This is a genomic window from Butyrivibrio sp., from assembly GCF_017433805.1.
Classification (GTDB): Bacteria; Bacillota; Clostridia; order Lachnospirales; family Lachnospiraceae; genus Butyrivibrio.
The window spans coordinates 1-21657 of sequence record NZ_JAFRGN010000040.1; the positions used below are offsets into that span (position 1 = coordinate 1).

17 protein-coding genes are annotated in these 21657 nt (G+C 41.9%); 1 reads left to right on the forward strand and 16 read right to left on the reverse strand.

The genetic code is table 11. The features are described 5' to 3' along the window. Positions 1-51: 51 nt before the first annotated feature. Together IJI01_RS10220 and IJI01_RS10225 are read right to left on the reverse strand one after the other, a co-directional pair. Positions 52-1353, reverse strand: a complete 1302-nt coding sequence (locus IJI01_RS10220; protein ID WP_292189677.1) for an SseB family protein — start codon at positions 1351-1353, stop codon at positions 52-54. A 33-nt stretch (positions 1354-1386) separates the two neighbouring features. Continuing rightward, positions 1387-2700, reverse strand: coding sequence for a M18 family aminopeptidase (locus IJI01_RS10225; protein WP_292189678.1), 1314 nt, complete (start codon positions 2698-2700; stop codon positions 1387-1389). Positions 2701-2949: 249 nt separating this feature from the next. Here IJI01_RS10225 and IJI01_RS10230 point away from each other — a divergent pair, with 249 nt between their 5' ends. Next, a complete protein-coding gene (locus tag IJI01_RS10230; RefSeq protein ID WP_292189681.1) occupies positions 2950-4095 on the forward strand; it encodes a glycoside hydrolase family 88/105 protein in 1146 nt (381 codons plus the stop codon). Between the two features lie 51 nt (positions 4096-4146). Here IJI01_RS10230 and IJI01_RS10235 read toward each other — a convergent pair whose 3' ends face one another. The 14 genes from IJI01_RS10235 to IJI01_RS10300 form a co-directional block, all read right to left on the reverse strand. Beyond that, positions 4147-5202, reverse strand: coding sequence for a S66 family peptidase (locus IJI01_RS10235; protein ID WP_292189684.1), 1056 nt, complete (start codon positions 5200-5202; stop codon positions 4147-4149). 44 nt (positions 5203-5246) lie between these two features. After that, entirely contained in the window at positions 5247-5522 is a 276-nt protein-coding gene (locus IJI01_RS10240) for a barstar family protein (protein ID WP_292189687.1), read from the reverse strand. After that, the gene (locus IJI01_RS10245; RefSeq protein WP_292189692.1) at positions 5522-6139 is read right to left on the reverse strand and encodes a ribonuclease domain-containing protein; all 618 of its coding nucleotides are present in this window, start codon (positions 6137-6139) and stop codon (positions 5522-5524) included. Before IJI01_RS10245 ends, IJI01_RS10240 begins: the two co-directional genes overlap by 1 nt. Positions 6140-6179: 40 nt before the next feature. Next, positions 6180-7754 (reverse strand): glycosyltransferase family 39 protein, encoded by a 1575-nt coding sequence (locus IJI01_RS10250; RefSeq protein ID WP_292189695.1) that lies wholly within the window; start codon positions 7752-7754, stop codon positions 6180-6182. A 25-nt stretch (positions 7755-7779) separates the two neighbouring features. Next, positions 7780-9354, reverse strand: coding sequence for a glycoside hydrolase family 28 protein (locus tag IJI01_RS10255; protein WP_292189696.1), 1575 nt, complete (start codon positions 9352-9354; stop codon positions 7780-7782). 122 nt (positions 9355-9476) lie between these two features. Next, positions 9477-10262: an alpha/beta hydrolase gene (locus tag IJI01_RS10260; RefSeq protein WP_292189699.1), complete on the reverse strand. Its 786-nt coding sequence runs from the start codon at positions 10260-10262 to the stop codon at positions 9477-9479. After that, positions 10255-10737 carry a hypothetical protein gene (locus tag IJI01_RS10265; RefSeq protein ID WP_292189702.1) on the reverse strand — a complete coding sequence of 161 codons (483 nt, stop codon included), beginning with the start codon at positions 10735-10737 and terminating at the stop codon, positions 10255-10257. The genes IJI01_RS10260 and IJI01_RS10265 overlap by 8 nt, the downstream gene beginning before the upstream one ends. A 5-nt stretch (positions 10738-10742) precedes the next feature. Continuing rightward, positions 10743-14765, reverse strand: a complete 4023-nt coding sequence (locus IJI01_RS10270) for an InlB B-repeat-containing protein (protein ID WP_292189705.1) — start codon at positions 14763-14765, stop codon at positions 10743-10745. Between the two features lie 117 nt (positions 14766-14882). Then, positions 14883-15074 carry a hypothetical protein gene (locus tag IJI01_RS10275; RefSeq protein ID WP_292189708.1) on the reverse strand — a complete coding sequence of 64 codons (192 nt, stop codon included), beginning with the start codon at positions 15072-15074 and terminating at the stop codon, positions 14883-14885. A gap of 94 nt (positions 15075-15168) precedes the next feature. Next, a complete protein-coding gene (locus tag IJI01_RS10280; protein WP_292190050.1) occupies positions 15169-17010 on the reverse strand; it encodes a thiamine pyrophosphate-binding protein in 1842 nt (613 codons plus the stop codon). A 5-nt stretch (positions 17011-17015) separates the two neighbouring features. Next, positions 17016-17795 (reverse strand): glucose-1-phosphate cytidylyltransferase, encoded by a 780-nt coding sequence (rfbF, locus tag IJI01_RS10285; protein WP_292189710.1) that lies wholly within the window; start codon positions 17793-17795, stop codon positions 17016-17018. A gap of 78 nt (positions 17796-17873) precedes the next feature. Continuing rightward, on the reverse strand, positions 17874-18986 hold the full coding sequence (locus tag IJI01_RS10290; RefSeq protein WP_330623124.1) for a galactitol-1-phosphate 5-dehydrogenase: 1113 nt from the start codon (positions 18984-18986) through the stop codon (positions 17874-17876). Positions 18987-18997: 11 nt separating this feature from the next. Continuing rightward, on the reverse strand, positions 18998-19708 hold the full coding sequence (locus tag IJI01_RS10295) for an IspD/TarI family cytidylyltransferase (protein ID WP_292189720.1): 711 nt from the start codon (positions 19706-19708) through the stop codon (positions 18998-19000). A 136-nt stretch (positions 19709-19844) separates the two neighbouring features. Then, positions 19845-21605, reverse strand: a complete 1761-nt coding sequence (locus IJI01_RS10300) for a hypothetical protein (RefSeq protein WP_292189723.1) — start codon at positions 21603-21605, stop codon at positions 19845-19847. Positions 21606-21657: the final 52 nt, after the last annotated feature.

Consider the following 21657-nt stretch of genomic DNA (forward strand, 5'->3'; position numbering starts at 1 on the left):
ATTTTAGACTAATATCCGTTTATAAACAAGCCAATTATAGTTAATGCCTATTTAGTTGTCTTTGTTCTCATTCATCCTTGCCATAGCCTGGTTAAGCGCTTTCTGCACAGCAACTTCCTGTGAATCAGATGCAGCACCTCCTGTAGGCTTAGCTGCTCCGGCCTTGGCTTTCATCTTGTCAGCCTGCTGACCAGCAACCTCAAGCATCATCATTCTATCCTTAGGAAGAACAACGCTCTGTCCCTCTGGATTGATGGTAATTCCATCTTTATCACCCATGAACTTGAGAATATCCTGATATTTAAATACAGCTGCGTTCCACTCAGAACCTCTGAGCTTCTTGCCAAACTCTATAGCATCTGTGAAAACAGGAAGGAAATGTTTGTCATCCTTGGTGTTGAGTACCAGGAATTTGAACTTGGTATCCTTGTTGAACTGCATTCTGCCATCATCAAGAACCTCAACCGGTCCCTCGTGCTGCATTGGAACGATAAAGTTACTGGATCTGATAAGGGCCAGCATTCTCATTTCCTTAGCCTTAACAACATCATCTCTCTTCTCGTACTGAACAGGCCATCTGAGCTCTTCCATAAAATCAAGCATCGCAAAGTTAAGCGCTGGATTGATAGGGTTCTTGCCAAGGTCCTCGTTATTCCACTCACCAGGAGCAGCTACGATCTCATTTCTCTTAAATCTGGCTCTGTAAGCTCCGTTATCTACAAGAACATTCTCGATTCCGATGTAGTACAGATAATCAAAGAAACCTCTCTTAACAGCAGAAGTATCATCAGGATTCTCTACCTTGATCTCTTTGACCATAAGTCTTCTGAACTGCTTAGCAAAAATCTCTGCTGCCTTTTCAGCAAGCTCTTTTTCAAAATACACATTACCAAAACCGTGATCAATGAAAGGATAACCTGTTGTAGCATCGTACAGAACGTAGAGAATATCTGCGTCTCTCACTCTGCCAAGAAGCTCGTTGTATACCTTTCTGTGATTTTTCTCAAAGCCTGGAAGTGGTGCCTTCTTATTGAACACTTCAAGAGCAGTTAAAAGAAAAAGAAGCTCCTGGTTAGATAAAAATCTAAGCGAGTCTGGTGACATATCTGCATCATAGATCATCTCACCAATCTCATTTTTTCTCTCTTCTGAAACTGTCTCTGGCATCTGAGCTGCCTCAAGCTCAGGTGTGTTGACAGGATTAAGCTTAGGAAATCCTGGCCACTCCATGTCTGCATGCGCATCCATAGCAGCCTGCATCTCTTTTTCCTTCTGTGCTGCGACGCTCAGCTGCTCCTCAACCTGCGCCTTCTCAGCGGCTTTCTTACCCCCGAACAAATCAAAAATACCCATAAAATCCTCCTAAAAAAATCTATATATCCGAAATCAGCTCTCGTAAAAGACCTGAGATACAGCCGCCAGATACTCTGGATCCTTACTTCCAGCTGTTTCGTATGGTGAATGCATAGCAAGCTGTGCAAGACCAATATCTACAGTATTAACAGCAACCTGAGCTGTGGATATATTGCCAAGTGTTGATCCGCCTGGCATATCTGAGCGGTTAGTAAAGCTCTGGTAAGGAACACCGGCCTTCTCGCACATAAGCTTAAAGGTAGCTGCAGAAACCGCATCAGTAGTATATCTCTGGTTAGCATTATACTTAATTACAATACCCTTATTCATAACTGGTCTGTTGACTGGGTCAGCCTTGTCCAGATTATTAGGGTGAATAGCATGAGCGTTGTCAGCAGAGATCATAAAGCTCTGAGCAACAGCTGTGTAGTACTGCTCATTAGTTCTGCCAAGACACTCATTGATTCTTGTAAGTGTATCCTTGAGGAATGTAGAAGCCGCGCCCTGCTTGGTACCACTTCCGACCTCTTCATTATCAAATACGCAGTGAACTGCCACATTATCAGAATCCGCTGCATTCATGAAGCCTTCGAAGGTTGTGTATACACACTCCTGATCATCCAGTCTGGAGCTTGCGATAAACTCATCTGAAGCGCCCCATACTGTAGGCTTAACTCTGTTATATAAAAAGAGATCGTGTCCTAAAATATCTTCCTTCTTAACTCCTGCTGCCTTTGCAACAACTTCAAAGAACTTGTCCTTAGCACTGTCATCGCCGAAGATAGGAAGCATATCCTTCTGGGCATTGTACTTGTATCCGTCATTGGCCTCGCGGTTCATGTGAATAGCAAGAGCTGGAAGCATGAGAAGATCCTTGTCTACGTTAACAAGCTTGGTCTGTGCCTGACCTTTTTTGTCTCTCACAATAAGTCTTCCGGCAACTGAAAGAGGTCTGTCAAACCACTCAGCGCAGAGCATTCCGCCATACTTCTCAACATTTAACTTGATATATGCACCAGGAATTTCCATTTCAGGGTTCTCCTTGATCTTGAAGGAAGGAGAATCACTGTGGCTTGCGATCATATAAAAGCCCTTGAAATCCTTTTTTGGAATCTTAAAAGATATAATGGAAGAATCATTTCTGGTAACAAAATATTTGCCGCCTTTTCCGCCCTTAACTGGAGCAATCTTCCACTCATCAGCCTCTTTAAGCTCTGTATATCCAGCCTCCACAAGACGCTTTTTCAGATTATCAACCACCTGAAAACAGGAAGGACTCTCGTCAATAAACTCAAGCATTCTTGAAGTTATATCAGAATATAAATTGTTTTTCTTCTTATTAGCCATATAAACCTCGCTATTTTGCCCATGCAAAACATTTCAAATTTTATACCAACTTATATTAATATCTACGCCCCTTTAAGTCAACAAAATCCATGTAAATGCTGCAGTTACAGGCTTTTCACACCATGTCAAAAAACATATTGGATAAAGACTACAGGTATGGTAAAATGTAAGCACTTACATTTCAAACAATCTATTACGTTTTTCATGTAAGCAAATATGTATAAATCACAGAATTTGAATGGAGATGTTATGACAAGAGAAGAAACCTTCAAGATGCTCAGTGAGTATGTTGATTTCCTTTTAGAGAAGTCTGATGCTGAGCACCCTTATTGGAACATTGAAAATGTCCTTAGTGGCAAGCCCAACAAGTGGAACTATATTGACGGATGTATGATCACAGCAGTTCTTTCACTGTATGAAATGACTGGTGACCAGAAGTACCTTGATTTTGCTGACAAGTTCGTCGGCTGGTTTGTTCAGGAAGATGGTTCTATTAAGACCTACAGCACAGCTGAATATAATCTTGATAACATCAATCCATCCAAGAATCTGTTCAAATTATATGACCTTACAGGTAAAGAGAAATACAGAAAGGCAATGGATACAGTAAGAGCTCAGCTCGATACTATGCCTCGTACAAATGCTGGCAACTTCTGGCACAAGAACATCTATCCTTATCAGGTATGGCTTGATGGAATGTACATGGCTCAGCCTTTCTACATGGAATATGAGAGACGCTACAACAAGATGCAGGGCTGCCTTGATTCCTTCAAACAGTTCAAGAACGTAGAAGCTCTTATGAAGGACGAGAAGACTGGCCTCTACTACCATGGCTATGATGAGAGCCGCGATATGTACTGGGCTGATAAGGATACTGGCTGCAGTCCTAACTTCTGGCTCCGCGCACTTGGCTGGTTCACTGTAGCTCTTGTTGATACAGCAGAGGCCATGGATGAATCCATGTACTATGAGTACAGATACCTTCAGACAATGCTTGAGAACCTCGCTAATGCACTTATTCCTTTCCAGGATGAGAGCGGAATGTTCTATCAGGTTGTAGATAAAAAAGATGATTCCCGCAACTACCTTGAGACATCAGGTACTGCACTTATCGCATATGGTCTTCTTAAGGGTGTTCGCCTTGGTTATCTTCCTAAGCGTTTCGAGGATGTAGCTATGAAGGCATTTGATGGAATCACAGAAAAATATCTTTCACGCAACGAAGACGGTTCACCTAAGCTCGGCGGTATCTGTCTCGTAGCAGGTCTTGGCGGAGCACAGCACCGTGACGGCTCACTTGAATACTACTTCTCAGAGCCAGTTGTTGAGAACGAAGCTAAGGGTGTTGCTCCACTTATCCTTGCTTATACTGAGATTCTTCGTAGAAACAAATAAATTTTAAAAAAAATAGGGCCATGCACTTAGTGCATAGCCCTTTTCTAATGTCTATTTTAATTCGTATGAAATCTTAAATTTATTATCTGCAAACTTCACCTTGGCCACTGCTCCGCATAGCATTGGAATCATTGGCGGGTGATGTCCTATATCGAGATCCATAAGGATAGGAACTCCGAACTGCCCAAGTATGTCTGTAACAGCCTTGTACTGATCAAGACCAAACATATCCTGTCCAAAGGCTGCACCAGGCCTACCAATCAAAAAGCCCTTAACATGAGAAAACCAGCCAGCTTCTCTAAGGTTCCAGATAGAACGACGTATGCTGTAAACATTAAGGTCACAGGCTTCAAGAAACCAGATAATACCATCCCCAGCATATCTCTCTGAAAAGCCTTTTGCATCCTCGTATGGAGTGCCCACAAGATTGGCAAGACAGTCAAGACAACCACCAATGAGTCGACCAGAAAACTCTATTTCTTCATGTACATCAGCGCCATCAACGAGGCCCTTCTCACCAATATAAGCCTTCATCCTGTTGGGCTCTGTCACATAGTAGCTACAGAGGTTATCAGGATTCTCAGGAAGCTCCATCTCCCATTTATCATAGCTCTCAAATTCAAACTTCTTGCCGGTAATAAGATCAAAAGCATCTGCAACAGCAGGATGCCACTTGACCATTCCAAAATCTCCCGCGCAAGGCGCATAGATTCCGGCTGTATCCGCTAGTGTTACAGATGGGAAAAGAAAGTTTGTATTATCAGAATACCCCATGTACCACTTAGGCTTTGCTGCTGTCACAGCTTTGAAATCGATAAATGGTACGACCTCATCCATCAGCTCGCCGCCACCTACAGACATAAGCACGTCATTCTTATCACTAACGTAGTACTCATTTAATTCCTGGCCACATTTATCAGGAGTATTGCTGATACCTATTCCCTCAGCTTTATCGCAGTTAGGACCGACATCCAGCTTATATCCCATTTCAGAAAAAGTCTTTCTGGCATTATCAAAACGGCTGATATAAGGCTCAAAGGTACATCCAAAAGATGGTGCTACAAATCCAATTGTTCCACCAGATTTCAAAAACTGCGGATATCTCATGCTGTCCCTCCTATTACAAATTCAATGCTACTATTGTTTATAGTTCATGGGAAAAATCTGATATTCAGCGTAGGCATATCTTCGCACGCCTCACCAGCAAGCCTTCTAAGCGCCTCGAAATACTTGCCAAGTCTCAATTCAGCAAACTTGGAATTATAAAAAACAATGTTCCATCCCTCTCCGTATTCTCTCAGCACATCATTAAGAGCGTCAAGATTACGGCCGTAATAATCAGGAAGAGGTAGCTCTTTAACCAGCAGCTCCTGCAGATCTTCCTTGCTATATACTTCCATCAGGTCTATATAAAAAACTTGTTCCATCATGGTTCTCCATACAATAGTTCAAAGGATTCATAGTGATTTCCGGTATAATAAATCAGGCCATCATTGGAATAAATGATTCTCTTGGCTCCGCGCTTACTCTTACCAAGGGTATCTATATCACATTCGTAGTACTTCCTGCCCTTTTTCGTCGGTAAAAGACCTTCATAGTTTCCAAAGTAATCTCCACCGATGCACTTTCCTGGCGCATACTTCTCGAGGCTTCCGCCAGGCCAGCCAAGCTTCTTGGCTTCCTTTTTGGTAATAAAGTTGGACGGAAGCTTACCATAGACTGAAATGTAATTAGCCACATCATCTTTGCTGGTGTAGACTCCATCTTCGTCTATTGTGCTAGTAACTTCTTCACTAGCAACCGTCGTCGCTACTACGCTGGCAACTTCTTCACTTACCGCCGTTGTCGCAGCAGTACTTCCAGTCTCGAGATATATCGTAGTTGCTTCTGTGGCTGCCTCTACCGACTTCTCGACTCCTGGTGCAACGGGCTGCGGAACAACACCCCTGCTGCCGTCAGTACACCCTGTGATCCACAGCGTAAATACCAGCAACATCCAAAGTGCAGCGCCTCTAAACTTTTTAGTCCATTTCCATAATCTCATGGATAAATCTCCTCATAAACACCCGATGTTCACACAACACTCATGCTGCCAGGTTGTAGAACATATAGAAAAGAAGGGATCCTGCCAAAGCCAAAATAACGCTAAACACTGACACAAGCGCCACAACTCTCATAAACAGATTCTTCTTATTGTCGCAAACAGCCACAAGTCCCAGTGCCGTAAACACTAGAGAAGCTGTCATATATCTAAAGTCGCTACTGCAGGTGTATGGATACTTAAATACATACAGACAGAAGCTGATCAACATAAACACATAAGTAAACAAAAGGAATGTAGTCCTAAGACCATCCTCTTTTTCTTTTAGCTCATTAATAAGTTTAGCAGCGTAGCTAGCTATAAATGCTATTGTCAAAAGAACTCCTGCCACAATTGAAGCCACATAGGCAATCTGGCATACAGCAAGAAGCCCACGTCCAATCTCAACAGGATAGCTCTCAGAAAACAGTCCGGTCTGGAACAGGATAACCCAGGTATTATGTATAGAAGCTGCGCTAAGCACGTGGAAAGGGAACTCCACATGAAGATCAGCAATACTTGGGATACCAATAATCGACCACACTGAATATGGTCCTGTGTACATTACAGACTCATTAGGAATAAGTGCAGGAGAAGGAATTCCAGGCTTCTCACCAAACAGCACAATATTCCTTACGATGTAGGACAAACCAATAGGAATACAGATTACACCAAATACCACGTACTGCAAAAATGTATTCCTGATATCAACCTTGTTGCCCTCTTTTATCACCTGTATCAGGTAGATCAAATAAACAAGCGCAATTGAGAAGGCGCAGATAGCTGTATTTAATTTACTGATCATTCCAAATCCAAGAGCCAGCGCTATCAGAATGATATTAAGAAAAGTCTTATCCTCAATCCAGACAAGCACTCTCCAGATTGTCACCAGCAAAAGAAGAAGGGCAAGGATATCATTATTGACTGATCCTCCCAGAACAAGGAGCTTGGGATGAAACGCAAAAAGACACATTCCAAGACTGAGAAGCTCTTCCCTGACACCACTCTCCTCCAGGATGTGCAGCATCACTACAATGCAAAGTCCGGAATAAATAAGAGTTGGAACCTGAAGATTTTGAAATGCCAGCTCCTCAGGAACACCAAGCATCCTCTGAATAGTCATCCATACCGCCTCAATAGTATGATGAAGCGGTGGATGATAATATCCAAAATGATCATATGGATCCATGTCAGGAAGATGAAAGAATTTGTAAATGTACTCAATATAGCCAATGTGGCCATTATTAATGTTATCAGTATTAAAGCCCGTATATGTGCCTGCGTCATTTTGAAGCGTATATATGTCGTAAAAGAGGACATAGCCTGCTCTTATCAGCATTCCAAGCCATACAGTCCACAATATCGCTTTTTGTGTATCAAGTTCTCCTCTAAATTTCTGGTTAGCTATAAGAAAAAGACTCACAAATCCAGTCAGAAACAACAGGGCCAACTGAAGCTGCACGAAACCACCATGGGCTATGGATGTAGCATAATTCCCCTGAAGTACTGCCACGCATAATGCGACCAATAATACTATAAGATTGGCCTTAACATATACGGATTTTTTCACGGTAGACATTATTATTCCCCCAAATAATCATAAATTACTTATAAGAAACACCTGTAAGAGTGTTCTTTTCTACATTAATGAGCTCAGGTTCCTCATCAGCACTTCCGCTGATTGTCATATTTGTCAGCACAAGCTCTTTGACATTCTTGGCATAAATGCTTCTGCCACTCATCTCGTCAAAGTTATCCATCATGACAGGTCTTTCTGGGACACGCTCGTTCTCAGGAAGGAAGCTTGCATTTATATTCTCGAATACGAGCTTACCAATTGGTCTCTCTGGAAGTCCTACCGCGCAAAGGATACATGCGCTTGCGCCCTTACACTCAATGTTTCTTCCTGTGATTGAACCGATAACAGGTGTCATCTCGTCAACTGGTGCAGGATTCTGATTCTGAACATAGTCTGTATGTCCGTCTGGATCGCAGAAGTAGAACATATTTACAGTAAATGGCATATGTACGCCATCCATATCGATATTCTCAAAAAGAATGTCATCAAGAACAGATCTCTCGCCTCTTCCGCGTCTTGTTTTGATTCTAAGGCCTCTGTCAGTTCCGTCAAATATGCACTGTGACACTCTTACATTCTTAACTCCGCCTGCAACCTCAGAACCAACAGTAACACTACCATGGCCTCTCTCAAATTTACAGTTACGGATAATAATATTCTCAGTTACCTTGTGATGCTCCATGCTCATGTAGTACTTACCACTCTTTATGGCCATACAGTCATCACCAACAGAAATAGTTGTTCCAAGAACCAGTACATTCTTGCAGCTCTCTGGATCAAGTCCATCAGTATTAGGTGAATCTGAAGGATTGTGGATATACATGTTGAGGAAAGCAAGATCATCACTGTAGTACGGATGAATTGTCCAGCAAGGTGAATTCTGTACACGCACATTCTGAACTCTGACCTTCTGACATCTTACAAGATACATTGCAAAAGGTCTCCATGCGCCTCTTTTAACCTTGGCATTAACCCACCAGTCGCTATTACCAGCATTTCCGTCAATAGTTCCTGGTCCGATAATATCAAGATTATGTGCATCAATTGCAGTAATAAGCGAAGCATAGCAGTTAAGTGGATTACCTTCCCAGGTTCCAAGGTTATACTCACTCTTTTCATCTGAAGATCTGGTCATTCCAGGAAGAATCGGATAATGATTTCTGTCTGTATCTCCCAGGATAACTGCTCCCTCGTCAAGCCAGAAGGTCATGTCACTCTTAAGGAAAAGAGGTGTAACAAGATACTCACCCTTAGGAACATAAACTGTACCATCCTTGGGACATGCACAGATTGCAGCCTGAATTGCTGCTGTATCAAGAGTAACGCCGTCGCCCTTAGCTCCAAAGGCTGTTACATCCAAAAGGTAGGACTCATGACCTGTAGTAAACTTCTGACTCTCCTCTGCTCCGCCAACCTTAACTGTAATAGTATATTCCTTGTCTGGCAAAAGAGCTGGCACAGACACTACGTTCTGAGTTCCTCTATATACTTCTCTGCCGTCAATTTCTACTGTGTATTCCTCTGCCTGCTGAAATATAGCATCAGATTCCAATTCTATAGTTACGCTTCTGTTAAAAACTTCTACAATATTGAACTTCATATAATTCTCCTCGGTAAATCTAAACATAAATATGCTATCATGTAATACTCTTACATGATAGCATATTTAACATTAACTAAAAGCGATATTTATGAACAGAACCCTTACTATGTTTGCTCTGATCATTCAGTAATAAACTTCTCAATTACATTGGCAGTTTCAGTGATCTGCTGAGTATTTGAGATTGTAGCCTCTCCGTCACCACTCTGCTCGCCATAATTACCAAAGCCAGCGTGATTACCACCTTGTATCACATATTCTTGTGCATCTGCAGGCCAAAAGGATTTGCTACCCTCATAGTCCTCCATATTGAGAACCTTATCTTCTGATCCATAGATAGACAAGAGCTTCATATCTCTGTCGCTAAAATCTGTGGTGGTGTATGAAGCACACAGGATGATTCCCGCATAGGTGCCATCCTCCTGATCTGCCATATACTGGCTTGCTGCCACTCCTCCAAGGGAATGTCCAGCCATGTACCACTTCAGATTCTCAGCTTCTTTTGTTCTGTCTGCATATTTCTCTTTTATCAGATCTGCTGCATTCAGCCTAAGGAACGCCAGATTCTCCGGCATTCTGGGAAGAAGACATACAAAACCTCTTTCAGCCAATTCATACATGAGTCCGCTATAAGCTGTGTACTGAACCTTTCCTCCTGGATAAAAAACTATAATAGCCTTGGCTTCTTCCTTGGTAGGAACAAATACCACCAGGTCTTTATCCGAATAGGTCTGAACACTATCGCCTACGCTCTTCATGATTTCAGTTATTAAACCATTATCAGCCATGTACGAGCGTGTAGTATACACCTTAAATCCTATGGCGAAAGCAAGCGCCAAAACCAGCACTGCTCCAAGGATTATCCCAATTACTTTGAAAATCTTTTTTAAAACACTTTTGTTACTCAAGAACTACTGCTCCCTTCATACTATCATCCATGATCCTGAGTAGTTCCATCACGCTTGAAAAAGATTTCTTTTCATTAGAAGAAGCTACAACTACATGCCCTTGCCAGGTAGCATTCTGCCTGAAAGCAACCTGCACTACAAACGTAGCCAGTCTACCTTTTTTACCCTGAATGTTTCTGGTACCATGCTGTTTCTGAATCTTATCGATCACCAGCTCATCATCCTTGACCTCTTTTCTCCTATGAGGCTGATGCTCTTTGGGAATGAAGACTCTCTGCTCAAGACCTTTCTGCGGAAAGTCCCATTCGTCCATAAGATTATCCATGATGGTCACCATGGCAGTGGCACTCTCAAATGGTATCGGATCGTCCGAATACTGATGCCACAGACATCCCTGATAGTCAGCATTTTCATTGTCATCAATGCAGATACTTATTAAATTTCTGGCAAATAACATTTGCTTGGCTTCACTCATTAGACTTACTCTTCCTTCTGTTCTTCATCCTTTTTCCTGGATGTCATCAAAAGACCTGCTGCCATAGCCCCAGCTGCAACTATTGCCAATATACGAAGTGCTAAGTTGTTTGTATCTTCAGTTCTGGATCTTCTAGCTCCAAGAACTGCTGCTCCGTTACCTGTATCTCTTCTTGCTCCAAGAACCTGTCCAGCCGCTACTGGAGTAGGTGTAGTTGGTGGAGTAGGAGGTGTTGAAGGTGGGTTATCTGGAGGGTTATCTGGAGGTGGATCATATGGTGGTGGTGGCGGTGTAACCGGTGTCGTTACCCAGATCGCGTACAGATCATTAGGAAGTGGCTCCTTATTATCTGCAGCTATCTTTTCGCCAGGCATTACAAACAATGGATTGTTATCACCTGGAACCTTACTCCATCCAGCAAATATATAACCCGTTCTAGTAAACTTAGTATCGTTATCATTAGACAGTGCAAGTACTGTCTCGTTAACCTTAAGTAGTCCACTTGCTCCAGTATCTACAACAACTGTGTCATCAAATCCGTTATTGGAATGATATGTAATCTTTGTATACTCAGGATCGATACTACTGCCCTTTCTGGAATCATATTGTGCCTCAAGGACAATGTAATCGTAACTACTATCATACCCCGGAATATTTTTCTGTAAATACTCTTTTTTAATATCGATGCTACTATTAGGGTAACGAAGGATATTTGAGCTGTCCTTCTGAACCTTCCAGCCAATAAATGACCATCCCTTTTCAACCTTATCAGGAACTGCGCCAACAACTGCAGAAGATCCAATCGCATATCTGTAATTGTCTGTAGGAAGTCCTGTTCCGCTCGGATCCCAGTGTGGATCATCTACATTATCTATATAAATGACCTTGACATTACCTGGGCTTCTCCAATGAGCAACTAATGTAATGTCATTAGTAATCTCGCCATAGCCATATGGCTGATTATCAAGATACCATCCTACAAATTCATAGTCAGGACGTGTAACACTGGTCATCAGATCGCTTTTAATGAGCTCATCTCCATAAGCAACGACGACCTTACCATTTTTGCCTTCCATGCTGACAGGATAAGTATCCTTCTTACTCTGTACAGAAGTCTTAATAATAGTTCCATCATTAGGATCCAGAATTACATTGCATGTAATAGGCTCGTATAAAGCGTACAGAACCTTATTATCCAGTCCCATATCTTCATTCCAGTCATATACTCCACTCTGGCCTGTTGGATCTTTACTCCAACCACGGAACTTATATCCAGGCTTGTCATACTTAGAATCTTTACTAAGGTCTGGAGCAAGCTTTTGGAAATTTAAAGTATTATATGTTCCGTCGAGATAAAGTGGCATTTCAAACTTAATCTCATCAAATACATCATCAACTTCATCATCCGGAATCTTAGTAGTAACGCCATTAAAGTTGTCCATAAACTCTATCTTTGCAGTCAGTCTATGGAAAAAGAGATAAATGTCATCAGAATCATCATCAGTATAATTACCTAGAATCTTTGTTCCAACGGACATTGGCTCTTCTGCCCCATCCTTACCACGAGTAAAGTGATCTGGCTTAAATGCGCGATAATAATCATCACAGTAGAATTCAAACTCTGCGCCAAGTGCACCAAAGTGCTTAGCTGTATGATCTACTACTTCATATTTGCCATCAAGTCCCTCGCAAAGGTAATGATAGACAGTATATGTTCCAGTTAATTCATGCAGATACGCTGTGAACTTAGTTGAATACGTCTTCTGATAATTAGTAAAAATAAAGCGCTCAACAAAATCCAGATTCAAGAATTTATAATTGGATGATAGTCCCTTCTTATCTTCGAACACCCAGTTGCCTTCTGGCCATACATAACCATATTTAGAAAGTGGCTGTTCATACAAACCTGTATAAGGCTCTTTGTTTAAGTCAACAATTTTACCTTTTCCATTAGGAAGGTCGACTATCTGCTTGAAATTAATTGTCATCAGATCACGATCATAATAAACATTTATGATCGTATCTTCTTCGCACCTTATCTTGTTCTCTAATACCTCAACACCATTTTCAATTCTGGTACCTTTCATCCAACCATAATGGAATCCATCCTGAGCTAAAAGAGTTTTCTTGTTAAATAAAGATTCATTTACAGTAGACCCAACCGTCGCTTTTTTGCCCAGATGAGCTTCTCCGGTTGTGGATGCATAATACTCGTAATTCTTTGCATCATTATCTGTAATATTCTTATCATCATCTATACTCTGCTTCCAGATAATGATTGTGTAATCTGCTTTATCATTTGGAACCCACTTCGCATAAAGAACTACATCAGGGTCGGAATCTCCATAAATTCTATCCCAATCAAACGCAGAAGATTCGTCAACCTCTCCTACTTTAGCACCTTTTCTGGTATACCAGCCTTTAAATACATAACCCTTTCTTGTAGGCTCAGCTGGATATTTGTCCCTTGCACTCTTATCAGTGCATACGTAAACAGGATCTGTATAGGTTACACCTGCGCCATTTCCATCAAAATTAATCCAGTGAATACCTGTAGCTACTGCATATACTGTCTTAACAGTAGTAACATCAACAGGCTTGTCTATAAGCACCCTGCTGCCTTTATTAAGAGTCCAGCCTATAATTGTATCCGTGTCCTTTTTAGGTTCAGGTCTTTTAATATCATCAACTTCAACCTCAGTGGATTCACCAGTTACCAGAACTATCTTTTTAACATAATATACTTCTTCATCAACACCAATATAGGTGAGATAGTAAGTAGTCTGAATCTTGGCAATGACATCAACCACGCTGTTAGCAGTAACATGTCCAACTGTTCCATAAGGAATCGTGCTTCCATCAACTGCATACCAACCAAGGAATTCTTCATCTGAAAGAAGACCATCTGGTACTCCTGGATTAGCAAGCTTATCGCCTTCTTTTACCATCTGAACACTAAATGGAGTAGTCTTATTGTCATAGTCACTCTGACGCAGATAGAAATTATAGGTACAGATTGCTCTTTTATCAGTTGTATCATCACCTGAACCACCAGATCCAGCTACAATATATACAGAGAAAGCGTTTGCATTAAAAGAAGCACCATCAGCATTAGCTTCGGCAACCTTTTCGGTCTTACCAGCATCATCCTGGTGGATTACAGAAAATTCTTCTCCGCTTAATTTACTACCAAGTGAAATTGATACGCGAACAGACTTAGAATCTAATGGCTCGATTTCCTTGCCCTCAGCGTTATAGAATGAAATATCAACACCCTTTGCCTGTTGAACCTCTTCTCCAAGAGCCTCCTTGGCGGTGTCCACAGCTTCGATGTCTGATATTGCACGGACTTTCATAATTGTGCCTGCTGGGAATGCTCCTTCTTCAGACTGTGCCTCAACCAAGATTCCAACAGACTCTCCCTCAAATTTCTGAGCCGGGTATGATTTTTTCTCAGCACTCGACGCAGTACTTGCAGCATCCGATGAAGCTTCTGATGAAGCATCTGATGCAGCTTCTACATCTGAGCTTGCCAAAGAAGCTGCGTCATCTGATGAACTCTCAGATGCAGCATCCTCTGATGTGCTCGCAGAATTAGCTGCTGCCGAAGATTCCTTGGCAACATCTTCTTCTGGGATGATAGTTGAGCCGGAAACCGGAGTTTCATCGGTAGCAACTGTCTCCTCTGCAGGCTTTGTTTCTTCAGGCGCAGGCTCCTGCACCTCTGACTCAGCTGACGCAGAGTCCTCCAAAACTTCGCCTCCATCGTTTGAAGCTCCAGGATCAGTGGTTTCTTCAGAAGCCCCCTCATTATTTGGCTCCTGATACTCTTCCTCTTCCTTTTCAGCTTCTGGAACGGCTTCCCATTCCGCGGTAACTATAGTATCTTCTGATACTACATCATTTGCTATTTCTTCATCTGCAGCAAATACCTTTGCGTTGGAAAAAGAAAAATCACTACCAAAGGTAGTGATTGCAAATGCGACCGCCAGTAAAACTGCCAGTAATTTCTTAGATCTCTTAAGCATCACATTGCCCCCTCTGATTACTTAATATCCTAATTAAATTTTCCAGACATTATCATTATCTAATAAATATGTGATAATATCCAACAAATTGGCGATTGTTTATCGTTTTTTAAGAAATTATGCAGTCCCCTCGCCAGTTTCAGTGCTCATTTCATTGTTATTAACAGCACTATCCATTAGTTTGAACAACTCCAGTGCGCTTCTAAAACGCTCTGTTCTGTTCTCGTCTGCCCAAACGATGCTCCCCTGCCATGTACCGTTTTGACAATGATCTACCTTAATAATAAAGGTCCCCTTATTCTTGCCCATAAACACGTCCTTTCATACATTTCTTATTTTATCTGACAGCAATCATACAACTAATCATAATTCGTATATTTTTTGTTCAAAAATAGTGTTTTGATTAAATATACATATTGTCCATCAGTTCCTGCCTTGGAAGAAATGGGGCCAAATCCTCTAAAGGCGGGCTTGATAATGTTCCATCAGGATTTCTTCTGGCTGAGCTTTTAGGCTCCCACACCTGTGTTGTATCAGTAAACACTTCACACAACACTGCTCCCTTGGCCTCTAAAGCTCCCCCAAGCTTATCAGCCAACTCATCGCCAGTTTTTATGGAAAAATATTCAAAACCAAATGCATTTGCTATTTTCTCAAAGCTAGGGAACGCAAGATCCCCGCTTTCAGGGCCAATTCCAACCTTGGAATACTCAGAAAAGATGTTATTCTGCGTAATCCTGATTGAATGATAACCATTATTATTTATAAGAAAGATCTTGATCGGTAGTTTGTTAGTGATAACTGTCTGCAACTCCTGAAGATTCATCATGATGCTTCCATCACCTTCGAGGCAGATAGTTTCTCGTCTTCCAGCACTTATACACATACCGATTGCTGCCGGAAGGCCGTATCCCATGCTGGCAACTCCGTTGTTATTAAAAAATCTGGTGCCTTTTTTAATAAACCAGCTCTGATGACCAGCAACGCAGCACGCGCCATTACTAACAGCCGTAAGACTCTCCTCTGGCAATTTCTCCGAAAGAGTTCTCATAAAGCCGTATACATTAACCGGGGAACTTCCAGTATTCTTTTGCTTGTCAGAGACAACGGGGTATTTATTCTTCCATGCTATGCACTGTTCTCTCCAGGCATCACATGGGCTTACCACTTCGGTACCTGCTGCAGAAGCCATCACCTCACAAAAATCCCTGGCATCTGCCCAGATTCTGTAATCCACATGTATGGTGTGCTTGTCCATCTCAGCTCTGTCTATATCAACCATTATGACATGGGCTTCCCTGGCCCAGCTTGTCCAGGTGTAGCCCACCTGTCTGATTGAAAGCCTGCTGCCTATTACCAGCAAAAGATCTGAATTCTGCACTGCAAAATTACCAGCACGGTCACCCATGTTTCCGCCTCTTCCGCAGTACAAAGGATTATCATCTTCTATAAGATCTATTGAATCCCAGTAAGTACATACCGGTACTCCAAGCTTATCCACCATGGTTCTAAAAGCTTCAAAACCGCCAGATATGCGAACGCCGCCTCCTGCATAGATTACAGGTCTCTTGGCATTTCTGATAAGCTCTATGATATCTTTAGCTTTTTTAGCATCAAATCTGGGTGGAAGCTTTTCTTCATATCCCTCTTTTACCGGATCAAAGCCCTTTAGGCTATCCACATCCACATCTGTATTCTGGTAATTTACCGGCACATCGATCCATACAGGTCCCGGTCTTCCATTTCGCATCAGATACCAGGCTTTCTCCAGGTGGTATCTGATGTCTTCAGGCTTTTCCAACATAACTGCATACTTGCATATATGCTGTGTCATTCTGGTAATGTCATACTCCTGATCTCCCAAAGACCTTATATCATCATAGTCTCTGGTTTCAGAAGCACTCTCCATAAGCTGCTTCCAGTATCTTACTGTAGTATCAAATCGAACCTGACCACTAACGACAAACATAGGAAGAGAATCAAGCCAACCTCCCAACACACCAGTTATAGCATTAGTTCCGCCAGGGCCAGATGTAACACAAAGAGCAGCCACCTTATTCTCAAGTCTTGAATAACTCTCTGCTGCCATAGCTGCTCCCTGCTCATGATGAAACTGGGTGCACTTAATCCCATCGGCATGCCCAAAGGAATTATCCAAATACATAGCGCCACCGCCTACTACCATAAAGCAGTCGGTGACGCCTTTTCTTTTCAAAAAATCTACTATATAATCTGAAACCTTCATATTATTCACCACTTTATCCAAGGAGCTCTTCCTGTCTCAATAAGACTGGATAGTTCATCTCTTTCTCTGGCAGTATCCATACACTTCCAAAAGCCATTGTACTCATAAGCTGCCATCTGTCCGTCTCTGACAAGATCATGCATAGGCTCTTTTTCAAAGAAAGTATTATCACCTTCTATGTAGTCAAAAACGCCAGGTTCAAGCACCATGTATCCGCCGTTTATACGCGCGCCATCAATACTGGCTTTTTCTCTGAAGTCTCTGACGATAGATTTATCATCCCTGTCTATATCAAAAACACCAAATCTCTGACCAGCAAGAATTGCTGTAACAGTGGCTATTTTGCCGTGCTCCTTGTGGAACTTAAGAAGATCGTTCATGTCGATATCGCAAACGCCATCACCATAGGTCATAAAGAAGGTCTCATTACCTACATGCTCTTTGATTCTCTTGATACGGCCACCAGTCATAGTACTGTAACCAGTATCAACAACTGTAACCTTCCAAGGCTCAGCCTTCTGTGAATGGAACTCCACCTTGCCATTATTGGCAAAATCAAAAGTCACATCGCAGTTATGGAGATAATAGTTGGCAAAGTACTCCTTGATTACCTCCTGCTTGTAACCTGCACAGATTATAAATTCATTGAATCCATGGTAGGAATATTCCTTCATGATATGCCAGAGAATAGGCTTACCACCTATCTCTATCATTGGCTTTGGTCTCAAATGGCTCTCTTCACTGATTCTTGTTCCAAAACCACCTGCTAAAATAACTACTTTCATTTCTTACAGTCAAATCCTTTCCAGAATGAACATATATGTCCACATAAACAAACATGATTTTAGCACATAAAATCTGACTTAGGCCATTTTGACCATAATTTTCACATAATCCTCAGATTTTCGTTTCATTATATCAAGGCCTTTGTCTAAATCCTCTAATGCAAAGCAGTGTGTTACAAGCTGCTCAGGAGAAAACTCCATTCCATTTCTCCTCTTGCGCTCCACAAGCCAGTCCAGGACAAATTGCCAATCATCCTGGTAGTTCTTTTTGCGTCCTGACCTTCCTTCATAGGATGAATTCCAGGTACCCAGAACTGTCATTTGATTGCGCAGTATTTTCCAATAGGTCTCTCTTGTAAGCTCCATATCAGAAGCAGGATTTCCCACCAGCATAACCGTTCCATGAGGCCCTGTACTCCTGATTGCCTGCTCATAGCTCTCAGAACGTCCTATACATTCAAAGTAATAATCAACCCCCTTCCCATCAAGAATGCTCTTCACAAAAGCAGAGGTGTCATTATATCTGACATCACAGTAATCCTGCTCAAAAAATCCCATGTCCATGAGCATCTCTTTCTGAATATCTTTATTCCCTATGCAGTAGGTCATTGGAAAGCCAATGTCTCTTATAAACATGGCAGTCAAAAGACCTATGGTTCCCAGACCACACACCAATACCGTCACGTCGTCATAGTCTGGATTTATCTTGTACTTATCAGTTAAAAGACCTGCTCTCTTTATAGCATGTACAGCAACACCCATAGGTTCCAGCATGGCTGCTTCCATATCAGACACTTCATCAGGAAGAGATATCAGATTCCATATAGGTACAGATACATATTCCGCAAAACCGCCATCACACCTTGATCCCAGGTAATTATAGTTTTCGCACATCTCATAAAAGCCGCTCTGGCACTGCGAGCAGCTCTTACATGGAATAAGAGGATATACACCAACTCTTTTCCCTACAAGAGATGGTTTATCTTTGCACTCCTCAACTACACCAGAAAACTCATGTCCCGGAATAAGCGGCATGTTGTGTGCCCCAGTCTTAAAGATCCTTGGAATATCAGAGCCACAGATTCCACAGTAAGACACCTTAACAAGAGCCTCTCCCTTTTTAGGAACCGGCTTATCAAGCTCTGCGTATTTAATATTTCCAATACCATACAGTACCTGTGCCTTCATCATGTACCTTCCTGTTAATCATTATTTACAACATGAATTGCTCTTTCCATGTCCTCTTTGGTTGTGATCTTGAAATTCCTCTGATCTCCCGGAATCATCGCCACATCCATTCCTGCCATTATTGCAACCTCTGTGGAGCCTTTGATCATGAGAATCTTATCCGGTAAAAGATCTTCATTAGCCTTAAGGTATTTGTCATACCAAAAAGCTTCTGGCGCCTGGCCTGCATATATATGATTGCGATTTAGAAGTTCATCAACCTTCTGCCCGCTTCTACTAAAGTAAACGGTATCGTTCATTGGAATAACTGGCATAGCTCCATCATGCTGATCAAGTGCCAAAAGACATTCATCAACCGTCTCTTTTGTAACAAAAGGCCTTGCTGCATCATGGATTATTATTCCATCTATTGTTTCTTTTCCCAGCATATCGCCTATGTCCTTCATTGCGTTATAAATAGAGAGCTGCCTGTTTTCCCCAGGATCGGAAAAGCCTAGAAACTTCTCACCTATAGGAGAATCAGTATCTTCAAACATTGCATCCTCTATTTTCTCTCTATAAGCCTTATCAGCCACAATCTGGATATTTCCCACATACTCAGATTCTGCAAATGCTCTCATGCTGTGGAGTATCATCATCTGTCCGGATAGCTCCAGAAACTGCTTGGGCATATCACCGCCTAGTCTTGAACCAGTTCCGCCTGCTAGAATAATCGCAATGTTCATAGGACTCCTTTTTCTTTAAAGCTTCATATAATTAACATCCAATCTCCGCTAATTCATACAATAATTATACGAAATAAAGCACCGCATCGCAAACTGCGACCGGTGCTTATTTACTGGTATTTCTATATTTATTCACTTATTCTGGCTGAGTACTAGCAGTGCTTGCAGCCTCTGTACTTACTGCTTCTGCCTCAGCTTCTGATTCTTTACTGGTACTATCTGCTTCTGTAGCCTTTTCCACAGTTTCTGTCTTCTCTTCAAAAGAGCCGCTGTCCTCTACTATGATTACTTCCTCTGTACTGTCAGGCTCTGTCGTCTCTTTGATGTCTGTACCTTTAGTTTCCTCGTCCTCTATAACCTCACCTTCAAGGCCTTCGGAATCTATCACATCTGTAGTATCTACCACTTCTTTTTCAGCATCTTTGGCAGCTTCTTTAAGAGCCTTTATCATGTCTGCCTTTAACTTCTGGAACTGTTCATCGGCGAGCTTGTCAACTTCCTCTTCAATGAGTCTTTCCAGTTCTTCCTCAAGCACTGTCTTGAACTGGTTAGTTGCCAACTTGATAAGGGCTTCTTTTCTTAGCTTTGCTATCTTTTCACTGCGCAGCTCTGCCTGACTCTTTTCCTCATCTTTATCTTTACTTGGAGCAGTTTCTGCATACAGATCATTATTCTCATCTGATTCTTCTGCTTCTTCTGCAGCATCTAGGGCTTCGGATGCATCAGAAGCTTCTGGAACTTCCTCTTCATCGATTATCAGAATTTCTTCTTCATCATCTTCCTTTGTTACCGGAGTTGTAGGATATACTTTGCTCTCTATGATAGAAATGGAAGGAGTATAGTTTTCAAGATACTTTGCTACCAGCTCCTCAATCTCTGATTCATACTTTTCAACTTCCTGATCGAGCTCATCCTTTTCAGGCTCTATAGGCTCCGTCTGCCAGGAAACAGATATTGTAGGTACCTCCTCCAGTAAGTCCCAGTTGCCCTCTGTATTACAATCAGCACAGATATTAAAGGAGAAGGAATCAAAAACTTCTTCATCTACATCTTCAGCTATTACATAATCATATCTGTCACTATCCTCATTCCAGCTAAAGCTGTAGGTTCCGTCAGGTGCTGCTGCCAGAATAACTTCCATCTGAGCTTCACCGTACTCAGTCATGACAGATCTGATACCTTCATTATCACAAAGAGCCATGAAAATGCTAGGCTCACTTCCACTAAGCTGTGATCTGCTGTCTACGAAATCTATTCCGCCAGGATTAGTAATATTTGCCTTTATAGTCAGGCGTACTGGCACATTGCCATGATTAACTACAGTAAGAGTATCACTATTACTTGAGAACAGATAGTCACCACTGGTGTTTTTGAATAGCACAGTTGCGCCCTCTTCAACACGTCCGCCGCCGTATTTGGCCGCATCTGTCCCATAGATAAGTCCCAAAGGATCAATGATAAAATCAAATGGGCTATCCTCACCAATTATAGGCATTTTAACATTTACTACATCAACCGGGTGTTTATCACTGTCGACCTGACGAATAAGATCTATTTCATCAATCTGTGATACAAGACTTTCAAGATCAATCTTTTCTAAAAGAGCTTCTTTATCTATGGACTCTCTTACTGCATCCACGTCAACAAAAGATCTAAGGTCATCTCTATCAATGAGTGCCCAGATCTCTTCTTCATCTATATCATATTTGTTTTCTTCGTCTGTAAGCTCAGTATCAAGGGCTTCTTCCTTGTCCTCATAGTCTGACGCACTACTACCAGAGCCGAAGACGACTACTTCGTCAACGCCTGTAGCAAAGGTCATAACTGGGCAGGTAGCTACCAAAACTACTGATAACACAGCGCCAATTCCCATCCTTAGGTATTTTCGAGTCAACATCCTTGTCCCTCCAATTACAAAAAACCTAATACTAGTGCATATATTATATCGG